The sequence below is a fragment of the Bradyrhizobium sp. NBAIM03 genome, assembly GCF_020194055.1.
Taxonomy (GTDB): Bacteria; Pseudomonadota; Alphaproteobacteria; order Rhizobiales; family Xanthobacteraceae; genus Bradyrhizobium; species Bradyrhizobium yuanmingense.
Genome location: NZ_JADYVS010000031.1, coordinates 20062 through 44694 on the forward strand (window position 1 = coordinate 20062; position 24633 = coordinate 44694).

General features: G+C 65.1%; 21 protein-coding genes. 19 read left to right on the plus strand and 2 right to left on the minus strand.

Going from position 1 to position 24633, the window contains the following annotated elements; all coding sequences use genetic code 11:
* Nucleotides 1–201 precede the first annotated feature (201 nt).
* The 5 genes from I6F21_RS32110 (at nucleotide 202) to I6F21_RS32130 (ending at nucleotide 6852) form a co-directional block, all read left to right on the plus strand.
* Nucleotides 202–1008, plus strand: a complete 807-nt coding sequence (locus tag I6F21_RS32110; protein ID WP_109142270.1) for an enoyl-CoA hydratase-related protein — start codon at nucleotides 202–204, stop codon at nucleotides 1006–1008.
* Between the two features lie 43 nt (nucleotides 1009–1051).
* Entirely contained in the window at nucleotides 1052–2923 is a 1872-nt protein-coding gene (locus I6F21_RS32115) for an AMP-binding protein (protein ID WP_109142271.1), read from the plus strand.
* Between the two features lie 158 nt (nucleotides 2924–3081).
* Nucleotides 3082–4209 carry an acyl-CoA dehydrogenase family protein gene (locus I6F21_RS32120; protein WP_225183999.1) on the plus strand — a complete coding sequence of 376 codons (1128 nt, stop codon included), beginning with the start codon at nucleotides 3082–3084 and terminating at the stop codon, nucleotides 4207–4209.
* 144 nt (nucleotides 4210–4353) lie between these two features.
* Nucleotides 4354–5598 carry an acyl-CoA dehydrogenase gene (locus tag I6F21_RS32125; protein WP_225184000.1) on the plus strand — a complete coding sequence of 415 codons (1245 nt, stop codon included), beginning with the start codon at nucleotides 4354–4356 and terminating at the stop codon, nucleotides 5596–5598.
* 9 nt (nucleotides 5599–5607) lie between these two features.
* Nucleotides 5608–6852, plus strand: coding sequence for an acyl-CoA dehydrogenase (locus I6F21_RS32130; RefSeq protein WP_225111510.1), 1245 nt, complete (start codon nucleotides 5608–5610; stop codon nucleotides 6850–6852).
* A 58-nt stretch (nucleotides 6853–6910) separates the two neighbouring features.
* Here I6F21_RS32130 and I6F21_RS32135 read toward each other — a convergent pair whose 3' ends face one another.
* The gene (locus tag I6F21_RS32135) at nucleotides 6911–8506 is read right to left on the minus strand and encodes an ABC transporter substrate-binding protein (protein WP_225111511.1); all 1596 of its coding nucleotides are present in this window, start codon (nucleotides 8504–8506) and stop codon (nucleotides 6911–6913) included.
* A 198-nt stretch (nucleotides 8507–8704) separates the two neighbouring features.
* Between I6F21_RS32135 and I6F21_RS32140 the strand changes: the two genes are divergently transcribed.
* The 12 genes from I6F21_RS32140 (at nucleotide 8705) to I6F21_RS32195 (ending at nucleotide 21773) form a co-directional block, all read left to right on the plus strand.
* Complete coding sequence (locus tag I6F21_RS32140) at nucleotides 8705–10366, plus strand: ABC transporter substrate-binding protein (protein ID WP_128266499.1); 1662 nt, start codon at nucleotides 8705–8707, stop codon at nucleotides 10364–10366.
* 193 nt (nucleotides 10367–10559) lie between these two features.
* A complete protein-coding gene (locus I6F21_RS32145; protein ID WP_057028344.1) occupies nucleotides 10560–11513 on the plus strand; it encodes an ABC transporter permease in 954 nt (317 codons plus the stop codon).
* A 3-nt stretch (nucleotides 11514–11516) separates the two neighbouring features.
* Nucleotides 11517–12419 (plus strand): ABC transporter permease, encoded by a 903-nt coding sequence (locus I6F21_RS32150; protein ID WP_057028343.1) that lies wholly within the window; start codon nucleotides 11517–11519, stop codon nucleotides 12417–12419.
* Between the two features lie 3 nt (nucleotides 12420–12422).
* Entirely contained in the window at nucleotides 12423–13484 is a 1062-nt protein-coding gene (locus I6F21_RS32155) for an ABC transporter ATP-binding protein (protein WP_035997070.1), read from the plus strand.
* The gene (locus I6F21_RS32160; RefSeq protein ID WP_109142275.1) at nucleotides 13481–13678 is read left to right on the plus strand and encodes a hypothetical protein; all 198 of its coding nucleotides are present in this window, start codon (nucleotides 13481–13483) and stop codon (nucleotides 13676–13678) included. The genes I6F21_RS32155 and I6F21_RS32160 overlap by 4 nt, the downstream gene beginning before the upstream one ends.
* Nucleotides 13675–15090 (plus strand): amidase, encoded by a 1416-nt coding sequence (locus tag I6F21_RS32165; protein ID WP_225184001.1) that lies wholly within the window; start codon nucleotides 13675–13677, stop codon nucleotides 15088–15090. The genes I6F21_RS32160 and I6F21_RS32165 overlap by 4 nt, the downstream gene beginning before the upstream one ends.
* On the plus strand, nucleotides 15087–16064 hold the full coding sequence (locus I6F21_RS32170) for an ABC transporter ATP-binding protein (protein ID WP_036020911.1): 978 nt from the start codon (nucleotides 15087–15089) through the stop codon (nucleotides 16062–16064). The genes I6F21_RS32165 and I6F21_RS32170 overlap by 4 nt, the downstream gene beginning before the upstream one ends.
* Nucleotides 16065–16164: 100 nt before the next feature.
* The gene (locus I6F21_RS32175) at nucleotides 16165–16434 is read left to right on the plus strand and encodes a GlsB/YeaQ/YmgE family stress response membrane protein (RefSeq protein ID WP_035997080.1); all 270 of its coding nucleotides are present in this window, start codon (nucleotides 16165–16167) and stop codon (nucleotides 16432–16434) included.
* Between the two features lie 254 nt (nucleotides 16435–16688).
* Entirely contained in the window at nucleotides 16689–18437 is a 1749-nt protein-coding gene (locus I6F21_RS32180) for a type I secretion system permease/ATPase (protein ID WP_035997082.1), read from the plus strand.
* Between the two features lie 10 nt (nucleotides 18438–18447).
* Nucleotides 18448–19779, plus strand: a complete 1332-nt coding sequence (locus I6F21_RS32185) for an HlyD family type I secretion periplasmic adaptor subunit (protein WP_225184002.1) — start codon at nucleotides 18448–18450, stop codon at nucleotides 19777–19779.
* A 168-nt stretch (nucleotides 19780–19947) separates the two neighbouring features.
* Nucleotides 19948–21417: an AMP nucleosidase gene (locus tag I6F21_RS32190; RefSeq protein WP_225137593.1), complete on the plus strand. Its 1470-nt coding sequence runs from the start codon at nucleotides 19948–19950 to the stop codon at nucleotides 21415–21417.
* An 80-nt stretch (nucleotides 21418–21497) separates the two neighbouring features.
* Complete coding sequence (locus tag I6F21_RS32195) at nucleotides 21498–21773, plus strand: DUF1488 family protein (protein ID WP_036040528.1); 276 nt, start codon at nucleotides 21498–21500, stop codon at nucleotides 21771–21773.
* Nucleotides 21774–21789: 16 nt separating this feature from the next.
* Here I6F21_RS32195 and I6F21_RS32200 read toward each other — a convergent pair whose 3' ends face one another.
* Nucleotides 21790–22272 carry a CinA family protein gene (locus I6F21_RS32200; RefSeq protein WP_225140821.1) on the minus strand — a complete coding sequence of 161 codons (483 nt, stop codon included), beginning with the start codon at nucleotides 22270–22272 and terminating at the stop codon, nucleotides 21790–21792.
* 145 nt (nucleotides 22273–22417) lie between these two features.
* On the opposite strand from I6F21_RS32200, the gene I6F21_RS32205 reads away from it, so the two are divergent.
* Both I6F21_RS32205 and I6F21_RS32210 read left to right on the plus strand, forming a co-directional pair.
* A complete protein-coding gene (locus tag I6F21_RS32205; RefSeq protein WP_035997107.1) occupies nucleotides 22418–23476 on the plus strand; it encodes an amidohydrolase family protein in 1059 nt (352 codons plus the stop codon).
* Between the two features lie 25 nt (nucleotides 23477–23501).
* Nucleotides 23502–24614 (plus strand): amidohydrolase family protein, encoded by a 1113-nt coding sequence (locus I6F21_RS32210; RefSeq protein WP_225184003.1) that lies wholly within the window; start codon nucleotides 23502–23504, stop codon nucleotides 24612–24614.
* Nucleotides 24615–24633: the final 19 nt, after the last annotated feature.

Here is a 24633-nt window from a genome sequence, read left to right on the forward strand (position 1 = left end):
GCGGCCTTAGGCCGCCGTTCTTAAGAACGCCGAAGCGAAGCTTCGGCTACGGCGCCGGATGAGGGTTGTCTCCACAATCTCATTTGTGGAGGCAGACCCCTCACACAAGCGATTGTGCGGCTAGCGATTTACATGCCCTCTCCCGCAAGGGGAGAGGGCGCAGCAATCGGCGCCGCGACTCGCGGCAAGTGCGAGGCACCCATGTCCCAACCGCTGCTGATCGAGCATGACGATGGCGTCGACCGGGTGACGCTCAATCGGCCCGAGCACCTCAACGCCCTCGATCCGGCGCTGATCGATGCGCTCAACGACTATTTCCAGGGCCTGCAACGCAATCGCGACACGCGCGTCGTCGTGCTCAAGGGCGCCGGCAGGAATTTTTGTGCCGGGCTCGATCTCAAAGCTGCGATGGCGCGCCGGGCCGGACAGCAGGAGCCGCCGGGCGTCACGGAGTCGCTGGATTCGCAGCGGCGCATCGCCGACATCGTGATGCTGATGCGGCGCTGTCCGCAGCCGATCCTGGCGCTGGTGCAGGGCGCGGCGGCCGGCGGCGGCTTCGCGCTGGCGCTGGCCTCCGACATCCGCATCGCGACGAGATCGGCGCGGATGAATTGCGCTTTCATCAAGCTCGGGCTCGGCGGCTGCGATATCGGCACCAGCTATTTTCTGCCGCGCCTCGTCGGCGTCTCCGTCGCATCCGAGCTGATCCTCACCGGGCGCTTCATCGGAGCGGAGCGCGCGCTCGCGGTCGGCCTCGTCTCGGAGATCGTGGACGAGGACAAGCTCGATGACGCGGCCGCGCCTTATGTCGAGGCGATGATGACGGCCTCGCCCGTGGGCCTGCGGCTATCCAAGGAATGCCTCAACATGAGCGTCGATGCCAGCTCGCTGGAAGCTGTGATCGCGATGGAGGATCGCAACCAGGTCCTGTGCAGCCGCTCGGAAGAGTTTTCGGAAGGCATCAGGGCCTTCCTTGAGAAGCGAAAGCCTGTCTATATCAGGCGCTGAACGATGAAGATCCGCAAAGGACAGTAATTCCGGGAGACGCAAAATGAGTGGAAGCGCGGCGGCAGTGATGACGAAGCCCGCCTTTCGCAAGGTGCAGTGGCTCGCGCGCGACATCGACGTCGAGCGTCGCGGCGACGGCACGGTGGTGCTGAAGTCGCGCATTCCGCTGCAGCCTCATGAGAAGCACATCCCGGCCTCGCTGGCGAAATGGGCCAAGGAAGCACCCGAGCGCATCTGGCTGGCGCAGCGCGGCGGCCCGAACCGCGAATGGCGCAAGGTGTCCTATGGCGAAGCCAAGCGCATCGTGGACGCGCTGACGCAAGGCCTGCTCAATCTCGAGCTCAAGGGCCGGCCCGTCACGATCCTCTCCGGCAATTCGATCGAGCATGCGCTGATGACGCAGGCCGCGATGCAGGCGCGCGTTCCGGCAGCGCCGGTATCGCCGGCCTACTCGTTGATGAGCCACGACCACGTCAAGCTCAAGTACCTGTTCGACCTGATCAAGCCGGCCGTACTGATGGTGCAGGACGGACCGATCTTCGAGAAGGCGCTGAAGGCGCTCGACCTCAGCGGCGTCACTGTGGTTCACGTCGCGCGGCCCTGCGAGGGCATCAAGAGCGTCAGCTTTGCCGAGCTCGCGGCAACGCGTGTCACGGCCGATGTCGAGGCCTCGATCGCGAAGATCACGCCGCAGACCGTCGGCAAGCTGCTGTTCACATCAGGCTCGACCGGCATGCCCAAAGCCGTCATCAACACGCAGGAGATGATGTGCGCCAATGCAGCGATGATGATGCAAGTGCGGCCGCGCGATCCGAACGGACCGATCTCGACCATGCTGGACTGGATGCCCTGGAACCACACCATGGGCGGCAATGCCGCGTTCCACCCGATCCTGGTCGACGGCGGCACGCTCTATATCGACGACGGAAGGCCGATGCCGGGCCAGTTCGAGGAGACCCTGCGCAATCTGCGCGAGATCTCGCCGACCTATTATGCCAACGTGCCGGCCGGCTATGCCGCGCTGGCAGCGGCCATGGAGAAGGACGACGCGCTCTGCCGTTCCTTCTTCAAGAATCTCTCGATCATGGCCTATGGCGGCGCGCGTCTGCCCGACGATCTCTACGAGCGCATGCAGGCCCTCGCAGTGAAGACCACCGGCGAGCGCATCGTGTTCTACACCGGCTGGGGTTCGACCGAGACCGCGCCGACCTCGACCGGCACCTATTGGGACACCGAGCGCGTCGGCCTGATCGGCCTGCCGTTCCCCGGCGTCGAGTTGAAGATGGTGCCGTGCGGCTCGAAATACGAGTTGCGCCTGCGCGGCGTCAATGTCACGCCCGGCTATTTCGGCCAGCCTGAGCTGACGAAGAAGATGTTCGACGAGGAAGGTTTTTATTGCATCGGCGATGCCGGCGTCTTCGTCGACGATTCCGATCCGGTGCAAGGCATCATCTTCGCCGGCCGCGTGGTGGAGGACTTCAAGCTCACCACGGGCACATTCGTACATGTCGGCTCGCTGCGGACCGATGCGATCGCGGCCGCCACGCCCGTGGTGCACGACGCGCTGGTCGCGGGGCAGGACCGTCCCTTCATCGGCCTCCTGGCCTGGCCGAACCTGCACGCCTGCCGGCAGCTGGTCGGCAATCCCGATCTCAGCTTTGCGGATGCTGTGAAGCATCCCGAGGTGATCGCTTGCTTCAGGCGCGGCCTGGAAGCCCACAACCGTGAATGCGAAGGGGCCAGCAGCCGTATCATCGCGCGCGCGATGCTGATGGTCGAGCCGCCCTCGATCGACGGCAACGAGCTCACCGACAAGGGCTACATCAACCAGCGCGCCGGCCTGGAACGCCGCGCGGCGCTGGTGGAGCGGCTCTATGCGGACAAGCCGGATCAGGATGTGATCGTGCTGAAATGAAGACGACACTCGCTCCATTCGTCATTCCCGGGCGCGCGCAGCGCGAGCCCGGAATCCATCGGGCCGCATATGCGTGGCGAAATGGATTCCGGGTTCGCCGCTGCGCGGCGCCCCGGAATGACGGCAATAAATGACAACGAATAAGAGGTAAGCCCGCCATGAACTTCGACTTCTCCGACGATCAAAAGCAGCTCCGCGACCAGGCGCGCAAGTTCCTCGCCGAGAAATGCTCGCCCAAGGCGGTGCGTGTCGTGCTCGACGGCAAGGCGCCTTACGACAAGGAGCTGTGGAAAGGCCTCGCCGAGATGGGCTTCCTCGGCGTCGCGATTCCCGAGGAGTTCGGCGGCGCCGGCGCCGGTCATCTTGAGCTGTGCGTAATCGCGGAAGAAATGGGCCGGGCCAACGCGCCGGTGCCGTTTTCCTCGACCGTGTACCTCGCCGCCGAAGCGCTGCTGATCGCCGGCAGTGACGCGCAGAAGAAGAAATGGCTGCCGGCGATTGCTTCCGGCGAGGCCATTGGCACGCTGGCGCTGTTCGAGGGCAAGGGCAACCCGTCGCCGAAGAACGTCAAGCTGACGGCCGCGAACGGCGTGCTCAACGGCGTCAAGAAGCCGGTCGCCGACGGTGCCATCGCCGATTTCGCGGTGGTTGCCGCGCGCACGGGATCGAGCGGGCGCGAGGCCGACATCTCGCTGTTCCTGGTCGATCTCAAAGCCGGCGGCGTCGACGTGAAGAGCCTCACCAATCTCGATCCGACCCGCGGGCAGGCCGAGATCACCTTCAAGGACGTCAAAGCCGAGCCGCTCGGCGCTGCGGGCGAAGGCTGGAGCATCCTCACCCAGGTGCTCGACCGCGCGGCGGTGCTGTGCGCGTTCGAGCAGGTCGGCGGCGCTGATCGCGCGTTGGAGATGGGGCGCGACTACGCGCTGGACCGGATCGCCTTCGGTCGGCAGATCGGCTCGTTCCAGGCCGTCAAGCACATGCTCGCCGACATGTACGTCTCGGCGACGCTGGCGCGCTCCAACAGCTATTACGGCGCCTGGGCGCTCTCGACCAATGCGGCCGAGTTGCCGGAAGCCGCCGCCGCCGCGCGCATCAGCGCGACGCAGGCATTCCAGCACTGCGCCAAGAACAACATCCAGGTCCACGGCGGCATGGGCTTCACCTGGGAATTCGACTGCCACATGTACTATCGCCGCGCCAACGCGATGGCGCTCGGGCTCGGCAGCCTCACTTATTGGGAAGATCAGCTGATCGACCGCATGCGAAAGAAGAACGCAGCGTAACGACAGGTGCGTAGGGTGGGTTAGCCCTGCGGATTGCGCGAAGCGCAAACCGCTCGGCGTAACCCACCACCGACCGGCAGTGCTCGACAGAATTGGTGGATTACGCCTCCGGCTAATCCACCCTACGGACAACAGAGAAGCAAGATGAACTTCGACGACACCCCGCAGGAAGCCGAATTCCGCGCCACCGCGCGCGCCTGGATCAGCGCCAACGCGCCCAAGCAATATGAGGAGGAGCTGCGCAAATCCTCGCTCGGCCGCACCGTGCTCAAGAACGCGGATATCCTGCAGGTCGCAAAAGCCTGGCAGAAGAAAAAGGCCGACGCCGGCTGGGCCTGCCTGCACTGGCCGAAGGAGTATGGCGGCCGCGGCGCATCGCCGATCGAGCGCGTGATCTGGCAGCAGGAGGAGGGGCCGTTCGGCCAGCTGTCCCGCATGTTCATCATCGGCCACGGCATGTGCGGGCCGACCATGATGGCGTTCGCGCGCGAGGAGCATAAGCGCACCTATCTGCCGCCGCTCGCCTCGGGCGAGAAGGTCTGGTGCCAGCTGTTCTCCGAACCGGCCGGCGGCTCAGATGTCGCGGGCTTGCGTACGCGTGCGGAGAAGGACGGCGACGACTGGATCATCAACGGCCAGAAGATCTGGACCTCGGGTGCACATTATTCAGACTACGGCATCCTGCTCACGCGCACTGATCCGACCGTGCCCAAGCACAAGGGCCTCACCATGTTCTTCCTGGACATGAGGAGCCCCGTCGTCGAGGTGCGGCCGATCAAGCAGGCGAGCGGTGCCTCGGATTTCAACGAGGTCTATTTCACCAATGTCCGCATCCCCGACCATCAGCGCCTCGGCGAGGTGGGTGACGGCTGGAACGTCTCGCTGACCACGCTGATGAACGAGCGCAGTGCGATCGGCGCGGCCGTCTCGACCGGTTTCCCCGAATTGTTCGAGTACTGCTCCAGCTTGATGCTCGACGACGGCCCGGCGATCGAGGATCGCGCGGTGCGATCCAAGCTGGCGAACTGGGCGGTGAAGGCAAGCGGGCTGAAATACACCAGCATGCGCGCGATCTCGGCGCTGTCGAGGGGCGAACGCCCGGGACCGGAGAACTCCATCGGCAAGCTGGTGGCGGGCTCCATGATCCAGGACGTTGCGACCTATGCGCTCGATCTGCAGGGCGCGTCCGGAATCGTCAGCGGCGAGGATGGCGAACTGGCGGGCCGTTTCCAGGCCATGCTGCTGCGTGCGCCGGGTACGCGCGTCGAGGGCGGCACCGACGAGATCATGCGCAACATCATCGCCGAGCGGGTGCTGGGCCTGCCCGGCGACATCCGCGTCGACAAGGACGTGCCGTTCAACAAGATCCCGACGAAGGGAAGAGGGTAGAGGTCCGCCATGAATTTCGACGACACCCCGCAGGAAGCCGCATTCCGCGAGACCGCGCGCAAATGGATCGAGGCCAATGCGCCGAAGGAATTGCAGGCCGAGCTGTCAAAGTCCTCGCTCGGCCGCATCCGCCTTGCCAATCGCGACATCGTCGATGTCGGCAAGGCCTGGCAGAAGAAGAAGTTCGAGGGCAATTGGGCCTGCCTGCACTGGCCGAAGGAGTATGGCGGCCGCGGCGCGACGCCGATCGAGAAGGTGATCTGGCAGCAGGAGGAGGGCGTCTACGGCAAGCTGACGCAGCCGTTCCAGATCGGCGAGGGCATGTGCGGCCCGACCGTAATGGCGTTCGGCAGCGAGGAGGCCAAGCGGCGGTACTTGCCGAAGCTCGCATCGGGCGAGGAGATCTGGTGCCAGCTGTTCTCCGAGCCGTCTGCCGGCTCCGACGTCGCAGGGCTTCGCACCCGCGCCGAGAAGAAGGGCGACAATTGGGTCGTCAACGGCCAGAAGATCTGGACCTCGGGCGCGCATTATTCCGACTATGGTCTTTTGATCGCGCGCACCGATCCGAACGTGCCCAAGCACAAGGGCCTCACCATGTTCTTCCTGGACATGAAGAGTCCCGGCGTCGAGGTGCGGCCGATCAAGCAGGCCAACGGCATGCAGGAGTTCAACGAGGTCTATTTCACCGATGTGGTGATCCCCGACAGCCAGCGGCTGGGCGCCGTCGGCGACGGCTGGAACGTCTCGCTGACCACGCTGATGAACGAGCGCATGTCGATCGGCGCGCGGCTCGCGACCGGCGTGCCCGAGATGTTCGAGTTCTGCTCGAACCTGATGCTGGAGGATGGCCTCGCCATCGACGATCCCGCCGTGCGCTCGAAGCTCGCGAGCTGGGCGGCGAAGTCGAACGGCCTGAAATACACCAGCTACCGCACGATCTCGGCGCTGTCGAAGGGCGAGCGACCGGGCCCGGAGAATTCGATCGGCAAGCTGGTCTCGGGCATGATGCTGCAGGACATCGCGACTTACGCCATGGACCTGCAGGGCGCGGCCGGTGTTCTCACCGGCAACGACGAGGAAACAGCGCAGGGTCAATTCCAGCAGATGCTGCTGTCCTCGCCCTCGATGCGCATCGCCGGCGGCACCGATGAGATCCTGCGCAACATCATCGCCGAGCGCGTGCTCGGCCTGCCGGGCGACATCCGCGTCGACAAGGACGTGCCGTACAACAAGATCCCGACCAAAGGGCGGTGATCGCGCGCCGCCCGGGTGGGCAAAGGCGCAAAGCGCCGTGCCCACCCTTGCGTGTTGCTCACTCCACCCCGATCGTCGTCAGATCCTGGAACCAGTGCTGCGCCTGCACGAACTGCTTGATCTTCGGTGACAGCGCGTGCGGGTTGGTGTCGTGGACGACCCACACCAGCGTGGCATCGTCCACGATCAGCGCATGCGCCTGCGCCAGCAATTGGTCCTGCTTGGTGCTGTCGAAAGTCTGCTTGGCCTCGTCGATCAGCGCGTCGACCTTCGGGTTCTTGTAGCCGCCCCAATTGACGCCAACCGGCGCGATCTGGCCGGAATGGAAGAAGCGGACGATGGCGTAGAGCGGATCCGAGGTGACATAGGCGATGTTGTTGGAGGTGATGCCGGCGTTCATCTCGTCGGCGGCGCCCTTGCGCCAGTGCGTATAGAGCGTCTCCAGCTCGACCACCTTGAAGTCGATCTCGATGCCGATCTCCTTGAAGCTCTGCTGCAGGAATTCGTTCATCGGCAACGACAGCATCTGGCCGGTGCCGCCTTGCGCGATGATGAAGGTGGTCTTCAGCGGCTTTGCTTTGGAATAGCCCGCTTCCTCCACCAGCTTCTTGGCGGCGGCGAGATCATATTTCAGCTCGAAGCTGGGCTTGCCGAACCACGGGCTCGACGGGTCGACCTGGCCCTTGGCGGGCTTGGCGAGGCCGTTCATCAGCCCGACGACTTCGTCGCGGTTGATCGCAAGATTCAGCGCCTTGCGCAGGCGGATGTCGGTCCAGGGCGAGCCCGGCAGCACGCTGAGGTGATAATTCCACACATGCGGCGTGACGTTGTCGACCAGCTTCATGCCCGCCGCCTTCAGCTGCGGCACGGCATCCGGGGCCGGCGTCTCGATCAGGTCGACCTGGCCGGCGAGCAGCGCATTGGTGCGCGTCAGCGCTTCCGGCATCGGCACCAGCACGATCTTGTCGGCCTTGGGAATGCGCTTCTTGTTCCAGTAGTCCGGATTTTTGACTAGCTCGGCGAGCTCGCGCGGCACCAGCTTCGTCAGCTTGAACGGGCCGGTTCCGGAGGGCTGGCTGGCGAACTTGTCCCAGTCCTTGCCGAGCTTTTCATATTGCGCCGGGCTCGAGACCAGGAACCACAGCATCTGATAGGGGAAGAAGGAATCCACCGTCTTGGTGATGATCTCCACCGTGAAGTCGTCGATCTTGGCGTAGCTGGCGACGGAGGGGAGGCGGGTCTTCACCTGCGCGCTCTGCCGCTTGTCGAATTGCGGCGCCTTGTCGTTGAGCACCTTGTCGAGATTCCAGATTACCGCATCGGCGTTGAAATCGCTGCCGTCGTGAAACTTCACGCCCCTGCGCAGGGTGAAGTGCCACTTCGTCTTGTCGGCGTCGTCCACCTTCCATTCGGTGGCGAGGCCCGGCACCAGCTTGCCGGGGCGGTCGGCGACATCCATCTCCCAGGCCACCAGCGGATCGTAGATCGTGTAGGCCGTGAACTGATAGGCGCCGGCGCCACGATCGGGCTGGCCAGTGGTGAGTGGAATATCCGCCATCGAGATGCCGTAACGCACCACCGTTTCGGCGTGCGCCGTGATTGCGGACACCGCCAATGCAAGCACGGCGAGACAGGTCGATAGACGAATACGCATGGCCCAAAGCTCCAGGGGGATCTGGGACCAAACCTGCAATCTTGATGCCAGAATAGGCAGGGGGCCGATTTCGCCCGTGCGTCATCACAAGGACTTGTCGTCGCAGGGGCAATTCGCAGAAAAAGTTTTCCCTTGGCATAGCCATTGCATACGATTGCATCAAAATTAATCATCGGAAGCCGGAAAGGGACTGAGGCGATGTTTATCAAGAACAACAACACACGGGCGGCGCTGATCGCGCTGTTGGCGCTTGGCAGCGCGGCCGCATGGCCGCGGGTAGCGGCTGCCGAAACTGTGCTGCGCATCGGCATGACTGCTGCCGATATTCCGCGCACGCTCGGCCAGCCCGATCAAGGTTTTGAGGGCAACCGCTTCACCGGCCTCACCATGTACGATGCGCTGACCAGCTGGGACCTGTCCTCTGCCGACAAGGCGAGCGTGGTGATCCCCGGCCTTGCCACCGAATGGAAGGTCGACGATGCCGACAAGACCAAATGGACCTTCAAGCTGCGCCCAGGCGTCACCTTCCATGACGGCTCGCCGTTCAATGCCGATGCGGTGGTGTGGAATGTCGAGAAAGTGCTGAAGCAGGATGCGCCGCAATTCGACGCCAGCCAGGTCGGCGTCACGGCCTCGCGCATGCCGACGCTGGCCTCCGCGAAGAAGATCGACGACATGACCGTCGAGCTCACCACCAAGGAGCCCGACAGCTTCCTGCCGATCAATCTCACCAATCTGTTCATGGCAAGCCCGGCGAAGTGGCAGTCCTTCTACGACAAGGCCGAAGGCGCCGACGCCAAGGCGAAGTCACAGGCCGCATGGACCGCCTTCGCCAGGAGCGCCTCGGGCACCGGCCCGTGGAAGATGGCGAGCTTCACCCCGCGCGAGCGGCTCGAGCTGGTCAAGAACGCGAGCTACTGGAACAAGGATCGCGTGCCCAAGGTCGACAAGATGGTGCTGCTGCCGATGCCGGAAGCCAACGCGCGCACCGCGGCACTGCTGTCCGGCCAGGTCGATTGGGTCGAGGCGCCGGCACCGGACGCGCTGCCCGAGCTCAAGCAGCGCGGCTTCAAGCTCTACTCCAACGAGCAGCCGCACGTCTGGCCGTGGCAGTTCTCGCGCGTCGAGGGCTCGCCCTGGAACGATATCCGGGTGCGCAAGGCCGCGAACCTCTGCGTCGACCGCGAAGGCCTCAGGGACGGTCTGCTCGCGGGCCTGATGGTGCCAGCGACCGGCACCTTCGAGCCCGGCCACCCCTGGCGCGGCAATCCCACCTTCCAGATCAAGTACGACAAGGCGGCTGCGCAAAAGCTGATGCAGGAGGCCGGCTACGGTCCCAACAAGAAGCTGACCGTGAAGACGCAGACGTCGGCGTCCGGCTCGGGCCAGATGCAGCCCTTGCCGATGAACGAGTATCTCCAGCAGGCGCTGGCCGAATGCTATTTCGACGTCCAGCTCGACGTCATCGAATGGAATACGCTGTTCACCAACTGGCGCCGCGGCGCCAAGGATCCCAGCGCCAACGGCTCGCACGCGACCAACGTCACCTACGCGGCGATGGACCCGTTCTTCGCGCTGGTGCGCTTCCTGCAGTCGGGCATGGCGCCGCCGGTCTCGAACAATTGGGGCTTCATCAACAACCCCAAATTCGACGAGCTGGTGAAGAAGGCGCGCCAGACCTTCGATCCCGCCGCGCGCGACGCCGCACTCGCTGAATTGCACGCAGCCTCCGTCGATGACGCCGCCTTCCTCTACGTCGCCCACGACGTCGGCCCGCGCGCCATGAGCCCGAAGGTGACAGGCGTCGTGCAACCGAAGAGCTGGTTCATCGACTTCTCGCCGGTGTCGATCGCGCAGTAGCTCTGTCGATTTGCTCGGTGCACCCTCTCCCCTTGTGGGGGAGGGTGGCTTCGCTTTAGCGAAGCCGGGTGAGGGGTCTCTCTCCGCGGATGCGGACCCTTCGATTGGAAAAGTTGCGTCCGCGGACCGAACCCCTCATCCGGCGCTTGCGCGCCACCTTCTCCCGCAAGGGGAGAAGGAAGAAAGAAGACCAGTGCTCGCCTATACCGCCAGACGCATTGTCTACGTCGTCCCGATCGTCATCAGCGTGGCGCTGGTGTGCTTCCTGCTCGTGCACATCACGCCGGGCGATCCGCTGGTCGCCGTGCTGCCGGCCGATGCGTCGCAGGAGCTCGCCGCGCAGCTGCGCGCCGCCTACGGCTTCGACCGGCCGCTGCCGGTGCAGTTCGGCCTGTGGCTGCTGCGTGCCCTTCATGGCGATCTCGGCAATTCCATCGCGACGGGGCGTCCGGTGCTGGCCGAGGTCATGCGCGCGGTCGGCAACACCGTCACGCTCGCGATTGCCGCCGCCATCATCGGCTTCACCATGGGCGTCCTGCTTGGCCTGATCGCCGGCTATTTCCGCGAGACCTGGATCGACAAGGTCGCGACCTCCTTTGCCATCGCCGGCGTCTCGGTGCCGCATTACTGGCTCGGCATGCTGCTCGTCATCATTTTCTCGGTCCAGCTGAACTGGCTGCCGGCGGTCGGCGCCGGCCCCAGCGGCTCCAACTCCTGGGCCTGGGATTGGGCGCACCTCAAATATCTCGTGCTGCCCGCGATCACGACGTCGGTGATCCCGATGGGCATCGTCACCCGCACGGTCCGCGCGCTCACTGGCGACATTCTCTCGCAGGACTTCGTCGAGGCTTTGCGTGCAAAGGGCCTGCGCGAAACCGGCGTGTTCCGCCACGTCATCAAGAATGCCGCGCCCACCGCGCTCGCGGTGATGGGGCTTCAGCTCGGCTATATGCTCGGCGGCTCGATCCTGATCGAGACCGTGTTCTCCTGGCCTGGCTCGGGCTTCCTGCTCAACTCGGCGATCTTCCAGCGCGACCTGCCGCTGCTGCAGGGCACGATCCTGATCCTGGCGCTGTTCTTCGTCTTCCTCAATCTCCTGGTCGACATCGCCCAAGCCGCGATCGACCCGCGCATCAAGCGGGGCTAGCCGATGAGCGAGCTCCCGTTGTCCGCCACCGCCGATGCCGCGCTGCAGGCCGCGCCCGCGACCAAGGCGCGCGGTTATTGGGCGACCGTCGGCCGCCGCATCATGCGCGACAAGGTCAGCATGGCCTGCGCGCTGGTGCTGCTGCTGATCTTCCTCTCCGCGATCCTCGCGCCGTGGCTCGGTCTCGAAGACCCCTACAAGGGTTCGATGATCCGGCGCCTCCGCCACATCGGCACCACAGGCTATCCGCTCGGCACCGACGAGCTCGGCCGCGACATGCTGGCCCGGCTGATCTATGGCGGGCGCCTGTCGCTGGTCATCGGCATCCTGCCCGTGATCCTGGCCTTCTGCATCGGCACCTCGCTCGGCATCATTGCCGGCTATGTCGGTGGCAAGCTCAACACCGCGATCATGCGCACGGTGGACGTGTTCTACGCCTTCCCGTCGGTGCTGCTGGCGATCGCGATCTCTGGCGCGCTCGGCGCCGGCATCCTCAACTCCATCGTGGCGCTGACCATCGTGTTCGTGCCGCAGATCACCCGCGTCGCCGAGAGCGTCACCACCGGCGTGCGCAACATGGACTTCGTCGAGGCCGCACGTGCCTCCGGCGCGGGCGCCTTCACCATCATGCGCGTCCACATCCTCGGCAACGTGCTGGGCGCGATCTTCGTCTATGCCACCAGTCTGATCTCGGTCTCGATGATCCTGGCGGCCGGTCTGTCCTTCCTCGGCCTCGGCACCAAGCCGCCGGAGCCGGAATGGGGCCTGATGCTGAACACGCTGCGCACCGCGATCTACGTTAATCCCTGGGTCGCAGCCTTGCCGGGCGCGATGATCTTCGCGGTCTCGATCTGCTTCAATCTGCTCTCGGACGGCCTGCGTAGCGCCATGGACATCAGGAACTAGGCCATGAGCGAAACCAACACCTCCGTCGAAATGCTGGAGCCGGTCGAGGACCGCGGTGGGCTCGCGCAGCCGCTGCTGCAGGTCAACGGCCTGACCAAGCATTTCCCGGTGCGCGGCGGCCTGTTCGCCGCCAAGCGCACCGTGCGTGCCGTCGACAATGTCTCCTTCTCCGTCGCCAAGGGCGAGACGGTCGGCATCGTCGGCGAGTCCGGCTGCGGCAAGTCCACGACCGCGCGGCTGCTGATGCACCTGATGCCGCGCGATGACGGCGACATCATCTATGACGGCATGACCGTCGGCCAGTCGCTAAGCTTGCGCGAGCTGCGCCGCGGCATGCAGATGGTGTTCCAGGATTCCTACGCCTCGCTCAACCCGCGCCTGACGATCGAGGAATCCGTCGCCTTCGGTCCAAAGGTCCATGGCATGGCCGATGGCGCGGCGCGCAACCTGGCGCGAGAGCTGCTCGGCAAGGTCGGCCTGCGCCCGGAAAACTTCGCCAACCGCTATCCGCACGAGATCTCCGGCGGCCAGCGCCAGCGCGTCAACATCGCCCGTGCGCTGGCGCTGTCGCCGCGGCTGGTGATCCTGGACGAAGCCGTCTCGGCGCTCGACAAATCGGTCGAGGCGCAGGTGCTCAACCTGCTCGCCGATCTCAAGCGCGAATTCGGCCTCACCTATCTCTTCATCAGTCACGACCTCAATGTCGTCCGCTACATCTCGGACCGCGTGCTGGTGATGTATCTCGGCGAGGTCGTCGAGCTCGGCCCGGTCGACCAGGTCTGGGACAGCCCGGCGCATCCCTATACCCGCGCGCTGCTCGCCGCGATGCCGTCCTCCGATCCTGATCGCCGCACCGAAACGCCGCCGATCACGGGCGACCCACCCAATCCGATCGATCCGCCCTCCGGCTGCCGTTTCCACACCCGCTGCCCGTTTGCGGAGCCGCTCTGCGCAAATGCGACACCAAAGCTCACCGCGCTGGATAATATGGGCCACGAGGCCGCGTGCTACATGGCGATACCGGGTTCAGGCCACAGCCGCGCCCCCAGGGGAGAAACCGCATGACGAGACCGACACCGAAAGAGATCAAGCCGATCGCGCATATCGCCGGCGTCCCCGTGGACGACGAGATCGCAACCCGCATCTCCAATGCCATCGGCCCCGCCTTCGAAGGCTTCGCCGCGATCGCCGGCACGCTGCCGTTCGATCTGGAGCCCGCAACTTACGTGCTCGCGCAGACGCAGAAGGTGTCCAAATGAGCTGTGAGCCCGCTCTGATGACGCTCACCGAGGTCGCGCGCGCGATCGCGATGAAGCAGGTGTCCTCGCACGAGGCGACGCGTGCGCTGCTGCAGCGCATCGCGCAGTGGCAGCCGCATCTCAACGCCTTCATGTCGATCGAGGCAGAAGCGGCATTGAAAGCGGCGGATGCCGCCGATGCCGAGCTGGCCAAGGGCAATGTCCGTGGTCCCCTGCATGGCGTGCCGCTTGCGCACAAGGACATGTACTACGATGCCGGCCACGTCTCGACCTGCGGCTCGCTGATCCGCCGCGACTTCGTGCCGAACGTCACGTCCACCGCCTTGCAGCGGCTCAAGGACGCCGGCCAGGTCCGGCTCGGCACGCTGCATCTCGCCGAGTTCGCCTATGGCCCGACCGGGCACAACGCTCATTACGGTCCGGTGCGCAATCCCTGGAACGTCGCCCATATCACCGGCGGCTCCTCATCCGGCTCCGGCTCGGCGGTGGCCGCGCGCCTGACCTATGCGGCGCTTGGCTCCGACACCGGCGGCTCGATCCGCATGCCCGCGCATTTCTGTGGCGTCACGGGACTCAAGACCACGGTGGGCCGCGTCAGCCGCGCCGGCGCAATGCCGCTGTCGCAATCGCTCGACACCGTCGGCCCGCTGGCCCGCAGCGCCGAGGATTGCGCGCTCTTGCTGGCGCTGATGGCCGGTCCCGATCCCGCCGATTCGACCTGCAGCCACGAGCCGCTCGCGGACTACGTCGCAGCCACCAAGGCTTCGCTGAGGGGTCTCAAGATCGGCGTGCCCGCCTCGTTCTATGTCGACGATCTCGACAGCGAGGTCGCGCGCGTGCTGGACGAGACCATCGCGGTGCTCAAGCGCGAGGGCGCCGACATCGTCAAAGTCGAGCTGCCGGACCAGCGGCAATTGTCCTCGGCCAGCCAGCTCGTGCTCGCCGCGGAAGCTGCCGCCTTCCACAAGCGCTGGATGATCGAGCGTCCGCAGGACTATGGCCCGCAGGTCTTGATGCGGCTTCAGAACGGCCTCGCCGTTCCCGCCATCACCTATCTCGAAGCGATGCGTTGGCGCGGGTCGGCGCTCGCGGCCCACAATGCCGCGACGGCAGGCGTCGATGCGGTGATCGCGCCGGCGTCCCCGGTGCCGGCGCCGACGATCGAGGAGAGCGACGTCGGCGGCGGCCCGAACGCGCCGGCGCTGTTGCAGCGGCTGACGCTGTTCACCCGCCCGGTGAATTTCCTGGGCTTGCCGTCACTGACCATTCCTTCGGGCTTCACCACGACCGGCCTGCCGGTCGGCATGCAGCTGATCGGCCGCTCCTTCGACGAAGCCACCCTGCTGACCATTGGCGCCGCGTTCCAGCGCATCACCGACTATCACGACCGATTGCCGAAGCTGCCGTCATGACGAACCTCGTCGAGATCTCAGGCCTCAACATCCGCTTCACCGGCGAGCGCACGGTCTATGCCGTGAACGATCTCAGTCTCTCGCTCGGCAATAGCGAGGTGCTCGGCCTGCTCGGCGAATCCGGTTCGGGCAAGAGCGTGACCTTGCGTGCCTTGATGCGGCTGTTGCCAAAGAAGCGCACGCAGATTTCGGGCACGGTCAACGTCATGGGACAGGACGTGCTGGCCATGAACGACGAGCAGCTGTCGTCGTTCCGCGGCCAGACCGTCTCGATGATCTTCCAGGAGCCGGCGCTTGCGCTCGATCCGGTCTACACGATCGGCGCGCAGATCGCCGAAAGCGTGGTGCGCCACGAAGGCAAGAGTTTTGCGGAAGGGCGCGCACGGGCGCTGGAGATGCTCGAGGTCGTGCGCATTCCCTCGGCCAAGCGCCGGCTGGATGCCTATCCGCACGAAATGTCCGGCGGCATGCGCCAGCGCGCGATGATCGCGCTTGCGCTCGCCTGCCGGCCGAAAATCCTGCTCGCGGACGAGCCGACCACGGCGCTCGATGCGACCGTGCAGATCCAGATTCTGCTCTTGCTGCGCGAGCTGCAGCGCGAGTTCGGCATGTCCGTCATCTTCGTCACCCACGACATCGGCGTCGCCATCGAGATCTGCGATCGCGTCGCGGTGATGTATGCCGGTCAGATCGTGGAGCAGGGCACCTTGCGCGACATCGTCCGCTCGCCGGTGCATCCCTATGCCAAGGGCCTGCTCGCCTCCACCATCCACGGCGCCAAGCGCGGACAGCGGCTGGAGACCATCCCCGGCACGCCGCCGTCGCTGGCCGAGAAGCCGCACAATTGCTCCTTCGCTCCCCGCTGCAAGCTCGCCGAGCCGCGCTGCCTGGAGCAATTGCCCGGGAATGTCGCGGTCGGGCCGGGTCGGGCGGCCAGATGCGTCCTGGCGGAGCCGGCCACCGTGCTGTCATAGTTTGGATGAATTGAGCCGGGCTGAGCGAGCCTCCAGCATTCACACCCCATTCATTCCGGTTCCCGTTCCATGGCGCCGTTCACGGAGAGGAACCTCACGGATGTACATTTCCAACGAAGGCCTGCTCGTCATCCTATTCGTCGGTCTCGTCGCCGGTTGGCTCGCCGGCAAGATCGTGCGGGGCGCCGGGTTCGGCCTTATCGGCGACATCGTGATCGGCATCTGCGGTGCGCTGGTGGCGAGCCTTCTGTTTCCAAAGCTCGGCATCCGCCTCGGCACCGGCTTGATCTCCCAGATTGTCTATTCTGCCATCGGAGCGGTCATCCTGCTGCTGGTGGTACGCCTGGTGCGCGGCGGGGGCCGGCTCTAGCCTCTGCATTCGGCTGAGCGGAACTTGAGCCGCGCTTTTCGCGGAAGCGGCTGAAAGCCTGCAAGAAAAAGCCGCAAGCCTGTGGAATTCCGGACTTGCGCGGAAGGCTATCGGGGGTAGATGTGGCCCATGAGGCCTCGGATTAAATTCGACCGCGTCGGACGGCCGGAAAACAGATGTTAATCCAAGGTGAGTACTCCTTGAATCGCCTTTGAAATCAGGGCTTTGCCCGTTAGCCGAAAGAGATCAGACTGATGGCAGCCATCCCTGGCGTCCGCCGTTCGGAGCTCGGTGACGCCTTGCGCGCTTGTCGCACGGCCTTCATCGGCGTCGGCCTGATGAGCTGCATGATCAACCTGCTCTATCTGACCGGGTCGATCTTCATGCTGGAGGTCTATGACCGGGTGCTGCCGAGCCGCAGCATCCCGACCTTGGTCGGCCTCATCATCCTCGCCAGCTTCCTCTACATGGCGCAGGGCGTACTGGACATGATCCGCAACCGCATCCTGGGGCGGATCGGCACCGCGCTCGACGAGGCCCTCAACAAGCGCGTGTTCGATACCATCGTGCGCCTGCCGCTGCTGGTCGGCAGCCGCAACGAGGGCCTGCAGCCGCTGCGCGATCTCGACAATGTCCGCTCCTTCCTCGGCAGCATGGGCCCGAGCGCATTCTTCGACCTGCCCTGGCTGCCGCTCTATCTCGCCATCTGCTTCGCCTTCCATGTCCTGATCGGCGTCACCGCGCTGGTCGGCGCCATCATCCTGGTCGGGCTGACGCTGGTGACCGAGTTCATGTCCCGCCAGCCGGCGAAGGAGGCGATGGGCCTCGCCGCCCAGCGCAACGATCTCGCCCAGGCCAGCCGCCGCAACGCCGAAGTGATGGTGTCGATGGGGATGGCCGGCCGGATGAACCAGCGCTGGAGCGAGGCCAACGAAAAATACCTCGCCGGCAATCAGCGGGCGAGCGACGTCGCCGGTGGTCTCGGCGCGGTCGCAAAGGTGCTGCGGATGATGCTGCAATCGGCCGTGCTCGCGGTCGGCGCCTATCTCGTCATCCACCAGGAGGCGACGGCCGGCATCATCATCGCCGGCTCGATCCTGTCCGCCCGCGCGCTCGCTCCGGTCGATCTCGCCATCGCGCATTGGAAATCCTTCGTCGCGGCGCGCCAGAGCTGGCAGCGTCTGACGCGCCTGTTGGAGCAGATGCCGGCGCAGGCGATGCCGACCCAGCTGCAGGCGCCGACCAGCCGGCTCTCGGTCGAAGGCGTCGCCATGGTGCCGCCCGGCGATCAGCGTCTCGTGGTGCAGGATGTCACCTTCGCGCTCGCCGCCGGCAACGGCCTTGGCGTGATCGGCCCGAGCGGTTCCGGCAAGTCGTCGCTGATCCGCGCGCTGGTCGGGGTCTGGCAGCCGGTGCGCGGCAAGGTGCGGCTCGACGGCGCGGCGCTCGATCAATGGACGAGCGACGCGCTCGGCCGCCATATCGGCTATCTGCCGCAGGACGTCGAATTGTTCGGCGGCACCATCGCGCAGAACATCAGCCGGTTCGATCCCGAGGCCACCTCCGAGGCGATCATCGCCGCAGCCAAGGAGGCCGGCGTGCACGAGATGATCATCAAGATGCGCGAGGGCTACAACACCCAAGTCGGCGAGCAGGGCGCCGCGCTTTCCGCAGGTCAGGCCCAGCGCGTGGCGCTGGCGCGCGCGCTCTACGGCAACCCCTTCCTGATCGTGCTCGACGAGCCCAATTCCAATCTCGACACCGAAGGCGACGAGGCGCTGACCCGCGCCGTCCGCTCGGCGCGCGAGCGCGGTGCCATCGTCGTCGTGGTGGCGCACCGCCCGATCGGCGTCGAGGCGGTCGACCAGATCCTGGTGCTGCGCGACGGCCGCATGCAGGCCTTCGGCCCCAAGGAGCAGGTGCTCGCCCAGGTGCTGCAGCCGCGCGTGACGCCGCCAGCGCCGATCAAGATCGTCAGCGAGGGCGGAGTGGCCAAACCATGAGCACGAAGCCATGAGCACGATGGCCATCGGCGGCCCCAAGGCGGCCGCGAAGACCGTACGCGACTCCATCAGGTTCCACCTGATGCTCGGCCTCGCCATCGTGCTGGTCCTGGTCGTCGGCCTCGGCGGCTGGGCCTCGACCGTCCTGATCTCGGGCGCGCTGATTGCGCCGGGCCAGATCGTGGTCGAATCCAACGTCAAGAAGGTGCAGCATCCGACCGGCGGCGTGGTCGGCGAGGTGCGCGCCCGCGACGGCGACCTGGTCAAGTCCGGCGACATCGTGGTGCGGCTCGACGACACCGTCACCAAGGCCAATCTTGCCATCGTCACCAAGAACCTCGATGCGGCGCAGGTGCGTGCGGCGCGATTGCAGGCCGAGCAGCGTGGCCTCGACCGAATCGAGTTCCCGCAAGGCCTCATCGAGCGGGCGGGCGATCCCGACGTCAAGGCGCTGCTTGCGGCCGAGACCAAGCTGTTCGAGGTCCGCGTCAATGGCCGCACCGGGCAGAAGGCGCAGCTCCGCGAACGCATCACGCAGCTCAACGAGGAGATCGCCGGTCTCAGCGCCCAGGAAAAAGCCAAGGACCAGGAGATCGCGCTGGTGCTGAACGAGCTCACCGGCGTGCGTGAGCTCTACGAGAAGCGTCTTGTGCAGATCTCGCGCCTGACCCAGCTCGAGCGCGACTCGGCCCGCCTCAACGGCGAGCGCGCGCAGTACATCGCCGCGCGCGCCCAGGCCAAGGGCAAGATCACCGAGACCGAGCTCCAGATCATCCAGATCGACAAGGACGTGGTCAGCGAGGTCTCCAAGGACCTGCGCGAAACCAACGACAAGATCGGCGAGCTGATCGAGCGCAAGGTCGCGGCCGAAGACCAGCTCCGCCGCGTCGACATCCGCGCGCCGCAGGATGGCATGGTGCTGCAATCGACGGTGCACACGATCGGCGGCGTCGTCACGGCCGGCGATACCTTGATGCTGATCGTGCCGCAGACCGACGATCTCCAGGTCGAGGCCAAGGTCAATCCGGTCGACATCGACAAGCTCCAGATCGGCCAGAAGACGCTGCTGCGACTGTCCGCGTTCAACCAGCGCACCACGCCCGAGCTCAACGGCGTCGTCAGCCGCGTCTCGCCCGACGTCACCACCGACCAGCGCACCGGCCAAGGCTACTACACCATCCGCGTCTCGATGCCGCCGGAAGAGATCGCCAGGCTCGGCGACGTCAAGATGATCCCCGGCATGCCGGTGGAAGCCTTCGTCCAGACCGGCGACCGCACGATGCTGTCCTATCTGATGAAGCCGCTTCACGACCAGCTGATGCGCGCGTTCCGCGAGAAGTGATGCGCGACAGCGCGTCGTGGTCTCGTAGGGTGGGTTAGGCGAAGCCGTAACCCACCGCTTCTCTAACCGAGGATGCGGAAGTGGTGGGTTACGCTGCGCTAACCCACCCTACAACACCGCCTTCTTTGCTATAGTTCGACTCAGGCCCAATCACCCGGCGGTCGAACCATGCAATCTCCACCCTCCATCCCCACCGCATCCTTCTCCGACGCGTCCCTCGCCGTTGCCCGCCTCGAAGAAATCTACGAGCGCAACACGAAATTCCTGCGCGACCGGTTCGAAGCCTATGTCGGCGGCGAGGCGATCACGACGCGGGTTCGCGCCTACTATCCCTTCGTCCGTCTCACCACGGCGACGCATGCGCGGCTGGATTCGCGCCTTGCTTACGGCTTCGTCGCCGGACCCGGCGTGCATGAAACCAGCGTGACGCGGCCGGATCTGTTCCGCAGCTATTTCACCGAGCAGATCGGCCTCTTGATTCAGAACCACGGCGTGCCCGTCGAGATCGGCGAGTCCGCCGAGCCGATCCCGATCCACTTCGCCTATCGGCGCGACATCAATATCGAAGCCGCCATCACCACCAGCGAGAACTCGCCCGTGACACGCTCGCTGCGCGATGCGTTCGACGTGCCCGTTCTCGCGACCATGGACGATTCGATCGCCGACGGCACTTTCGAGCTCCAGCCCGGCGCGCCGGAGCCGCTGTCCCTGTTCCGCGCCGCCCGCGTCGATTACTCGTTGCGCCGGCTTTATCACTACACCGGCACCGATCCCGAATATTTCCAGAACTTCGTGATCTTCACCAACTACCAGTTCTATGTCGATGCCTTCGCGCAAGCGTGCCAGCAGCGGCTGCAGTCCGGCGAAGCCGGGCTCGAAGCTTTCGTCGCGCCTGGCAACGTGATCACGAACAGCGGCGGCGCGATCAGCGGTACCGCGCCGGCTCGCGCACCGCAGATGCCGGCCTTCCATCTGGTCGCACCTGGCTATCGCGGCATCACGTTGATCAACATCGGCACCGGTCCGTCCAATGCACGCAACGTCACCGACCACGTCGCGGTGCTGCGGCCGCATGCCTGGCTGATGCTCGGCCATTGCGCCGGCCTGCGCAACACGCAGCGGCTCGGCGATTACGTGCTCGCGCACGGCTATGTGCGCGAGGATCACGTGCTCGATCGCGAGCTGCCGCTGTGGGTGCCGATCCCGGCGCTGGCCGAGATGCAGGTCGCGCTCGAGGAGGCGGTCGAGGACGTCACCGGGCTTGAAGGCTTCGAGCTCAAGCGCCTGATGCGCACCGGCACGGTCGCGAGCGTCGACAACCGCAATTGGGAAATTTCCGGGCCTGAGGTGATCCGCCGCCTGTCGCAATCGCGCGCGGTCGCGCTCGACATGGAATCGGCCGCGATCGCCGCCAATGGCTACCGCTTCCGCGTTCCCTACGGCACGCTGCTGTGTGTCTCCGACAAGCCGCTGCATGGCGAGATCAAGCTCGCGGGCATGGCCAGCGAGTTCTACCGCCGCCGCGTCGGCCAGCACCTCGAGATCGGCCTGAAGGCGCTGGAGCGGCTCAAGCAGCAGGAATCGGAACGGCTGCATTCGCGCAAGCTCCGCAGCTTTGCCGAAGTGGCGTTCCAGTAGGGCCGAAGCCGCACTTTGCTGCTGACAAGCGCAGCGATTTTCAGCATTGTCCGGCGCGGGGGCTCGACCGGGACGACTTGATGCCGCTCATGCGCCACAAGATCATTGGCCATGATCTGGAACGGCTGGCCTTTCGCTTCACCATGTTGAACGACGGCGAGGTCGTGCAGTGCCAGATCAGCGACGCCGCGATGGACGAGCTCGCGGGCATGCAGGGCACCGAAAGCAGCGCACGGCAGGCGCAATTCCTGTCGCTGCGCGAGACCATCGAGCGCATCGCGTCGGATCTCTACGACGAGGCACCACGATTCCCGGGCTATGTGGTGCGCATTTTCATGCGGCATTTAGGACGGTAGCTGTCGCTCCTCTTTCTCACCCCTCCAGCTTCCTCAGCAGCAACCGCAGCGCCGCCGCTGCGAACATCTGCATGTTGCCGAGCCGGTCATTGCTCCCCGTCTCCAGCGTCATCACCTCCATGGCGGGCCCTGCAACCGCCATGCAGCTATGGCCCGCCGAATCGCCGTAGCGGTTGCCGGTGGGGCCGGCGGCGCCGGTCTCGGACAGGCCCCAGTCGCTGTCGAAGCGCGTTCGCATCTGCTCGGCCAGCAATTGCGCGTAGGGCTCCGACGACGACCGAAAGCCCTTCATTCCTTCGTCCGAAATATCCATCAGCACGCGCCTGGCATCGCGCGTATAGACCACCGCGCCGCCGAGGAAATAGGCGGATGCGCCGGGCACCGCGAGCAGGCTGGCCGCGATCAGACCGCCGGCGGAGGATTCGGCAACCGCAATGGTCTGTTTGCGCGCGATCAGTTTGGCGGCGACCTGTTCCGCAATGCCGACGAGCTCTTTCATGTCGTAACCCCTCATTCCTTCGCAACCGAGCTCAGCCTTCCTAGCATATGACAGGACGCTTGGCCGAGTTGCGGGCGGCGGGCAGGCCTGCTTGAATGGCGGGGACAAGAAGAGACATGCGAGGAAACGTGAGAAGGGAGACGTGATGGCATCCCTGATCGCCGGCGGCATCGATTGCGACGTGCATCCGGCCGTGCCGCATCTGACCAGCCTGCTGCCGTACCTGAACGATTATTGGCGCGATCAGGTCACGACGCGCGGCATGGTCGACCTTATCTCGCAATCCTATCCGCAGAACTCGCCGATCACCGCGCGGCCGGACTGGCGCCCCGAGACCGGCAAGCCCGGCGAGAGTCTGGAGGCCATGCAGCGTCACGTGCTCGATGCTTTCAAGCTCGAATACGCCATCTGCAATCCGCTCTACGGCGTGCAGATGGTGTTTTCGGAAGACATGCAGGCCGCCTTCTGCCGCGCGCTGAATGATTGGCTGGCGAAGGAATGGCTCGATCGCGACTCGCGGCTGCGCGGCTCGATCGTGATCCCCACGCAAAGCGTCGAGAAAGCCGTTGCCGAGATCGAGCGCTGTGCACCGGACGAGCGCTTCGTGCAGGTGCTGATGCTGGTCATGGGCGATACGCCGCTCGGCAAGCGCGCGCTGTGGCCGATCTACGAGGCCGCGGAACGTCTGGAACTCCCGGTCGGCATCCACGCCGGTTCCGCCTATCACAATCCGCCGACCGCCGTGGGTTGGGGGTCCTATCACATCGAGGATTATGTTGGGCAGGCCCAGGCGTTCCAGACCCAGCTCACCAGCCTGATCGTCGAGGGCGTGTTCGCCAAATATCCGCGGCTGAAAATGGTGATGCTGGAGTCCGGCGTGTCCTGGATCGCGCCCTATCTCTGGCGCCTGCACAAGTTCTGGCGCGGGGTACGGATGGAGACGCCGTGGGTCGATCGCGCGCCGCTGGAGATTGTGCGCAGCAACATCCGTTTCTCGTTACAGCCATTTGATGCGCCGCCGGAACCTCAGACATTAATTCGCCTGTTTGATCATATGCAGTCCGACGAATTGGTCCTATTCTCCACGGACTATCCGCACTGGCAGTTCGACGGCCAGGACGCGCTGCCCGAAGGTCTGTCCCCCGATCTCGTGCGCAAGATCATGATCGACAATCCGCATGCAACCTATCCCCGCCTGAAATGAGCCCGCTGCCAAAGGAGGCAAGGCGATGAATATCCAGTTCCGCGAGAACCAAGAAGCCGCTTCCCCACTGAACGTCAAAACCGCAATCGCGGACTGCGACATCCATCCGGCGCGCACGACCCACACCGAGCTCTACCCCTACCTCGCCAAACGCTGGCAGCATCATCTCGAGATTTACGGCGTCCATGCCTATCAGGGCATGATGGAAGGCCCGCCCTATCCGAAGGCCCAGCCCAACGCCTCGCGCCGCGATGCCTATCCGCCTGAAGGCGGCCCGCAGGGCTCCTCGCTCGCCTTCATGCAGAAGCAATTGCTCGATCCCAACAACGTGCAGCTGGGCGTGCTCAATCCGCTCAACACCGGGCAGGGCATCCGCAATCACGAGCTCTCGGCCGCTCTGTGCTCGGCGATCAACGATTGGCAGATCGATAAATGGACCAGCAAGGATAAGCGGTTGAAGGCCTCGATCGTGGTCGGGAATGAGGACGGGCTATCGGCCGCCGCCGAGATCCGCGAGCGCGCCGGGGACAAGAATTTCGTGCAGGTGCTGCTGCTCAGCCGCAATGTCGAGCCGCTCGGCCAGCGTCGCTATTGGCCGATCTACCAGGCCGCGGAAGAAGCCGGCCTTCCCGTCGGCGTGCACGCCTTCGGCTTCGGCGGCAACCCGATCACACCCTCGGGCTGGCCGTCCTATTACGTCGAGGAGATGGTAGGGCATTCGCAGTGCCAGCAATCGGCGCTTGCGAGCCTGGTTTTGGAGGGCGTGTTCGAGCGCTTCCCGAAATTGAAGATGGTGATGATCGAGGCCGGCTTCGGCTGGGCGCCGTCACTGGCGTGGCGGCTGGACAAGGCCTGGCAGCGGCTCAGGAGCGAGGTGCCGCATGTAAAACGGCCGCCGTCGGAATATATCCGCGAGCAGGTGTGGTGGACGACGCAGCCGATGGAAGATCCTGAAAGGCGCGAGGATCTGTTCGATGTCATCAAATGGATCGGCTGGGATCGTCTCTTGTTCGCCACCGATTATCCGCATTGGGACTATGACGAGCCGTCGCGCGTGCTGCCGGCGGGAGTCAGCGAGGACAATCGCGAGGCGTTCTATCTCGGCAACGCAAAGAAGCTGTATGGGATAACCGCATGATCCGAAAAAGTGTGAAGCG

What these genes read in the sequence shown, in the direction of transcription:
- I6F21_RS32160 (WP_109142275.1), top strand. Translation starts at nt 13,481, where the DNA reads ATGACGAGACCGACACCGAAAGAGATCAAGCCGATCGCGCATATCGCC.
- I6F21_RS32130 (WP_225111510.1), top strand. Translation starts at nt 5,608, where the DNA reads ATGAATTTCGACGACACCCCGCAGGAAGCCGCATTCCGCGAGACCGCG.
- I6F21_RS32190 (WP_225137593.1), top strand. Translation starts at nt 19,948, where the DNA reads ATGCAATCTCCACCCTCCATCCCCACCGCATCCTTCTCCGACGCGTCC.
- I6F21_RS32205 (WP_035997107.1), top strand. Translation starts at nt 22,418, where the DNA reads ATGGCATCCCTGATCGCCGGCGGCATCGATTGCGACGTGCATCCGGCC.
- I6F21_RS32200 (WP_225140821.1), bottom strand. Translation starts at nt 22,272, where the DNA reads ATGAAAGAGCTCGTCGGCATTGCGGAACAGGTCGCCGCCAAACTGATC.
- I6F21_RS32170 (WP_036020911.1), top strand. Translation starts at nt 15,087, where the DNA reads ATGACGAACCTCGTCGAGATCTCAGGCCTCAACATCCGCTTCACCGGC.
- I6F21_RS32110 (WP_109142270.1), top strand. Translation starts at nt 202, where the DNA reads ATGTCCCAACCGCTGCTGATCGAGCATGACGATGGCGTCGACCGGGTG.
- I6F21_RS32120 (WP_225183999.1), top strand. Translation starts at nt 3,082, where the DNA reads ATGAACTTCGACTTCTCCGACGATCAAAAGCAGCTCCGCGACCAGGCG.
- I6F21_RS32165 (WP_225184001.1), top strand. Translation starts at nt 13,675, where the DNA reads ATGAGCTGTGAGCCCGCTCTGATGACGCTCACCGAGGTCGCGCGCGCG.
- I6F21_RS32195 (WP_036040528.1), top strand. Translation starts at nt 21,498, where the DNA reads ATGCCGCTCATGCGCCACAAGATCATTGGCCATGATCTGGAACGGCTG.
- I6F21_RS32150 (WP_057028343.1), top strand. Translation starts at nt 11,517, where the DNA reads ATGAGCGAGCTCCCGTTGTCCGCCACCGCCGATGCCGCGCTGCAGGCC.
- I6F21_RS32180 (WP_035997082.1), top strand. Translation starts at nt 16,689, where the DNA reads ATGGCAGCCATCCCTGGCGTCCGCCGTTCGGAGCTCGGTGACGCCTTG.
- I6F21_RS32125 (WP_225184000.1), top strand. Translation starts at nt 4,354, where the DNA reads ATGAACTTCGACGACACCCCGCAGGAAGCCGAATTCCGCGCCACCGCG.
- I6F21_RS32155 (WP_035997070.1), top strand. Translation starts at nt 12,423, where the DNA reads ATGAGCGAAACCAACACCTCCGTCGAAATGCTGGAGCCGGTCGAGGAC.
- I6F21_RS32175 (WP_035997080.1), top strand. Translation starts at nt 16,165, where the DNA reads ATGTACATTTCCAACGAAGGCCTGCTCGTCATCCTATTCGTCGGTCTC.
- I6F21_RS32115 (WP_109142271.1), top strand. Translation starts at nt 1,052, where the DNA reads ATGAGTGGAAGCGCGGCGGCAGTGATGACGAAGCCCGCCTTTCGCAAG.
- I6F21_RS32140 (WP_128266499.1), top strand. Translation starts at nt 8,705, where the DNA reads ATGTTTATCAAGAACAACAACACACGGGCGGCGCTGATCGCGCTGTTG.
- I6F21_RS32210 (WP_225184003.1), top strand. Translation starts at nt 23,502, where the DNA reads ATGAATATCCAGTTCCGCGAGAACCAAGAAGCCGCTTCCCCACTGAAC.
- I6F21_RS32185 (WP_225184002.1), top strand. Translation starts at nt 18,448, where the DNA reads ATGAGCACGATGGCCATCGGCGGCCCCAAGGCGGCCGCGAAGACCGTA.
- I6F21_RS32135 (WP_225111511.1), bottom strand. Translation starts at nt 8,506, where the DNA reads ATGCGTATTCGTCTATCGACCTGTCTCGCCGTGCTTGCATTGGCGGTG.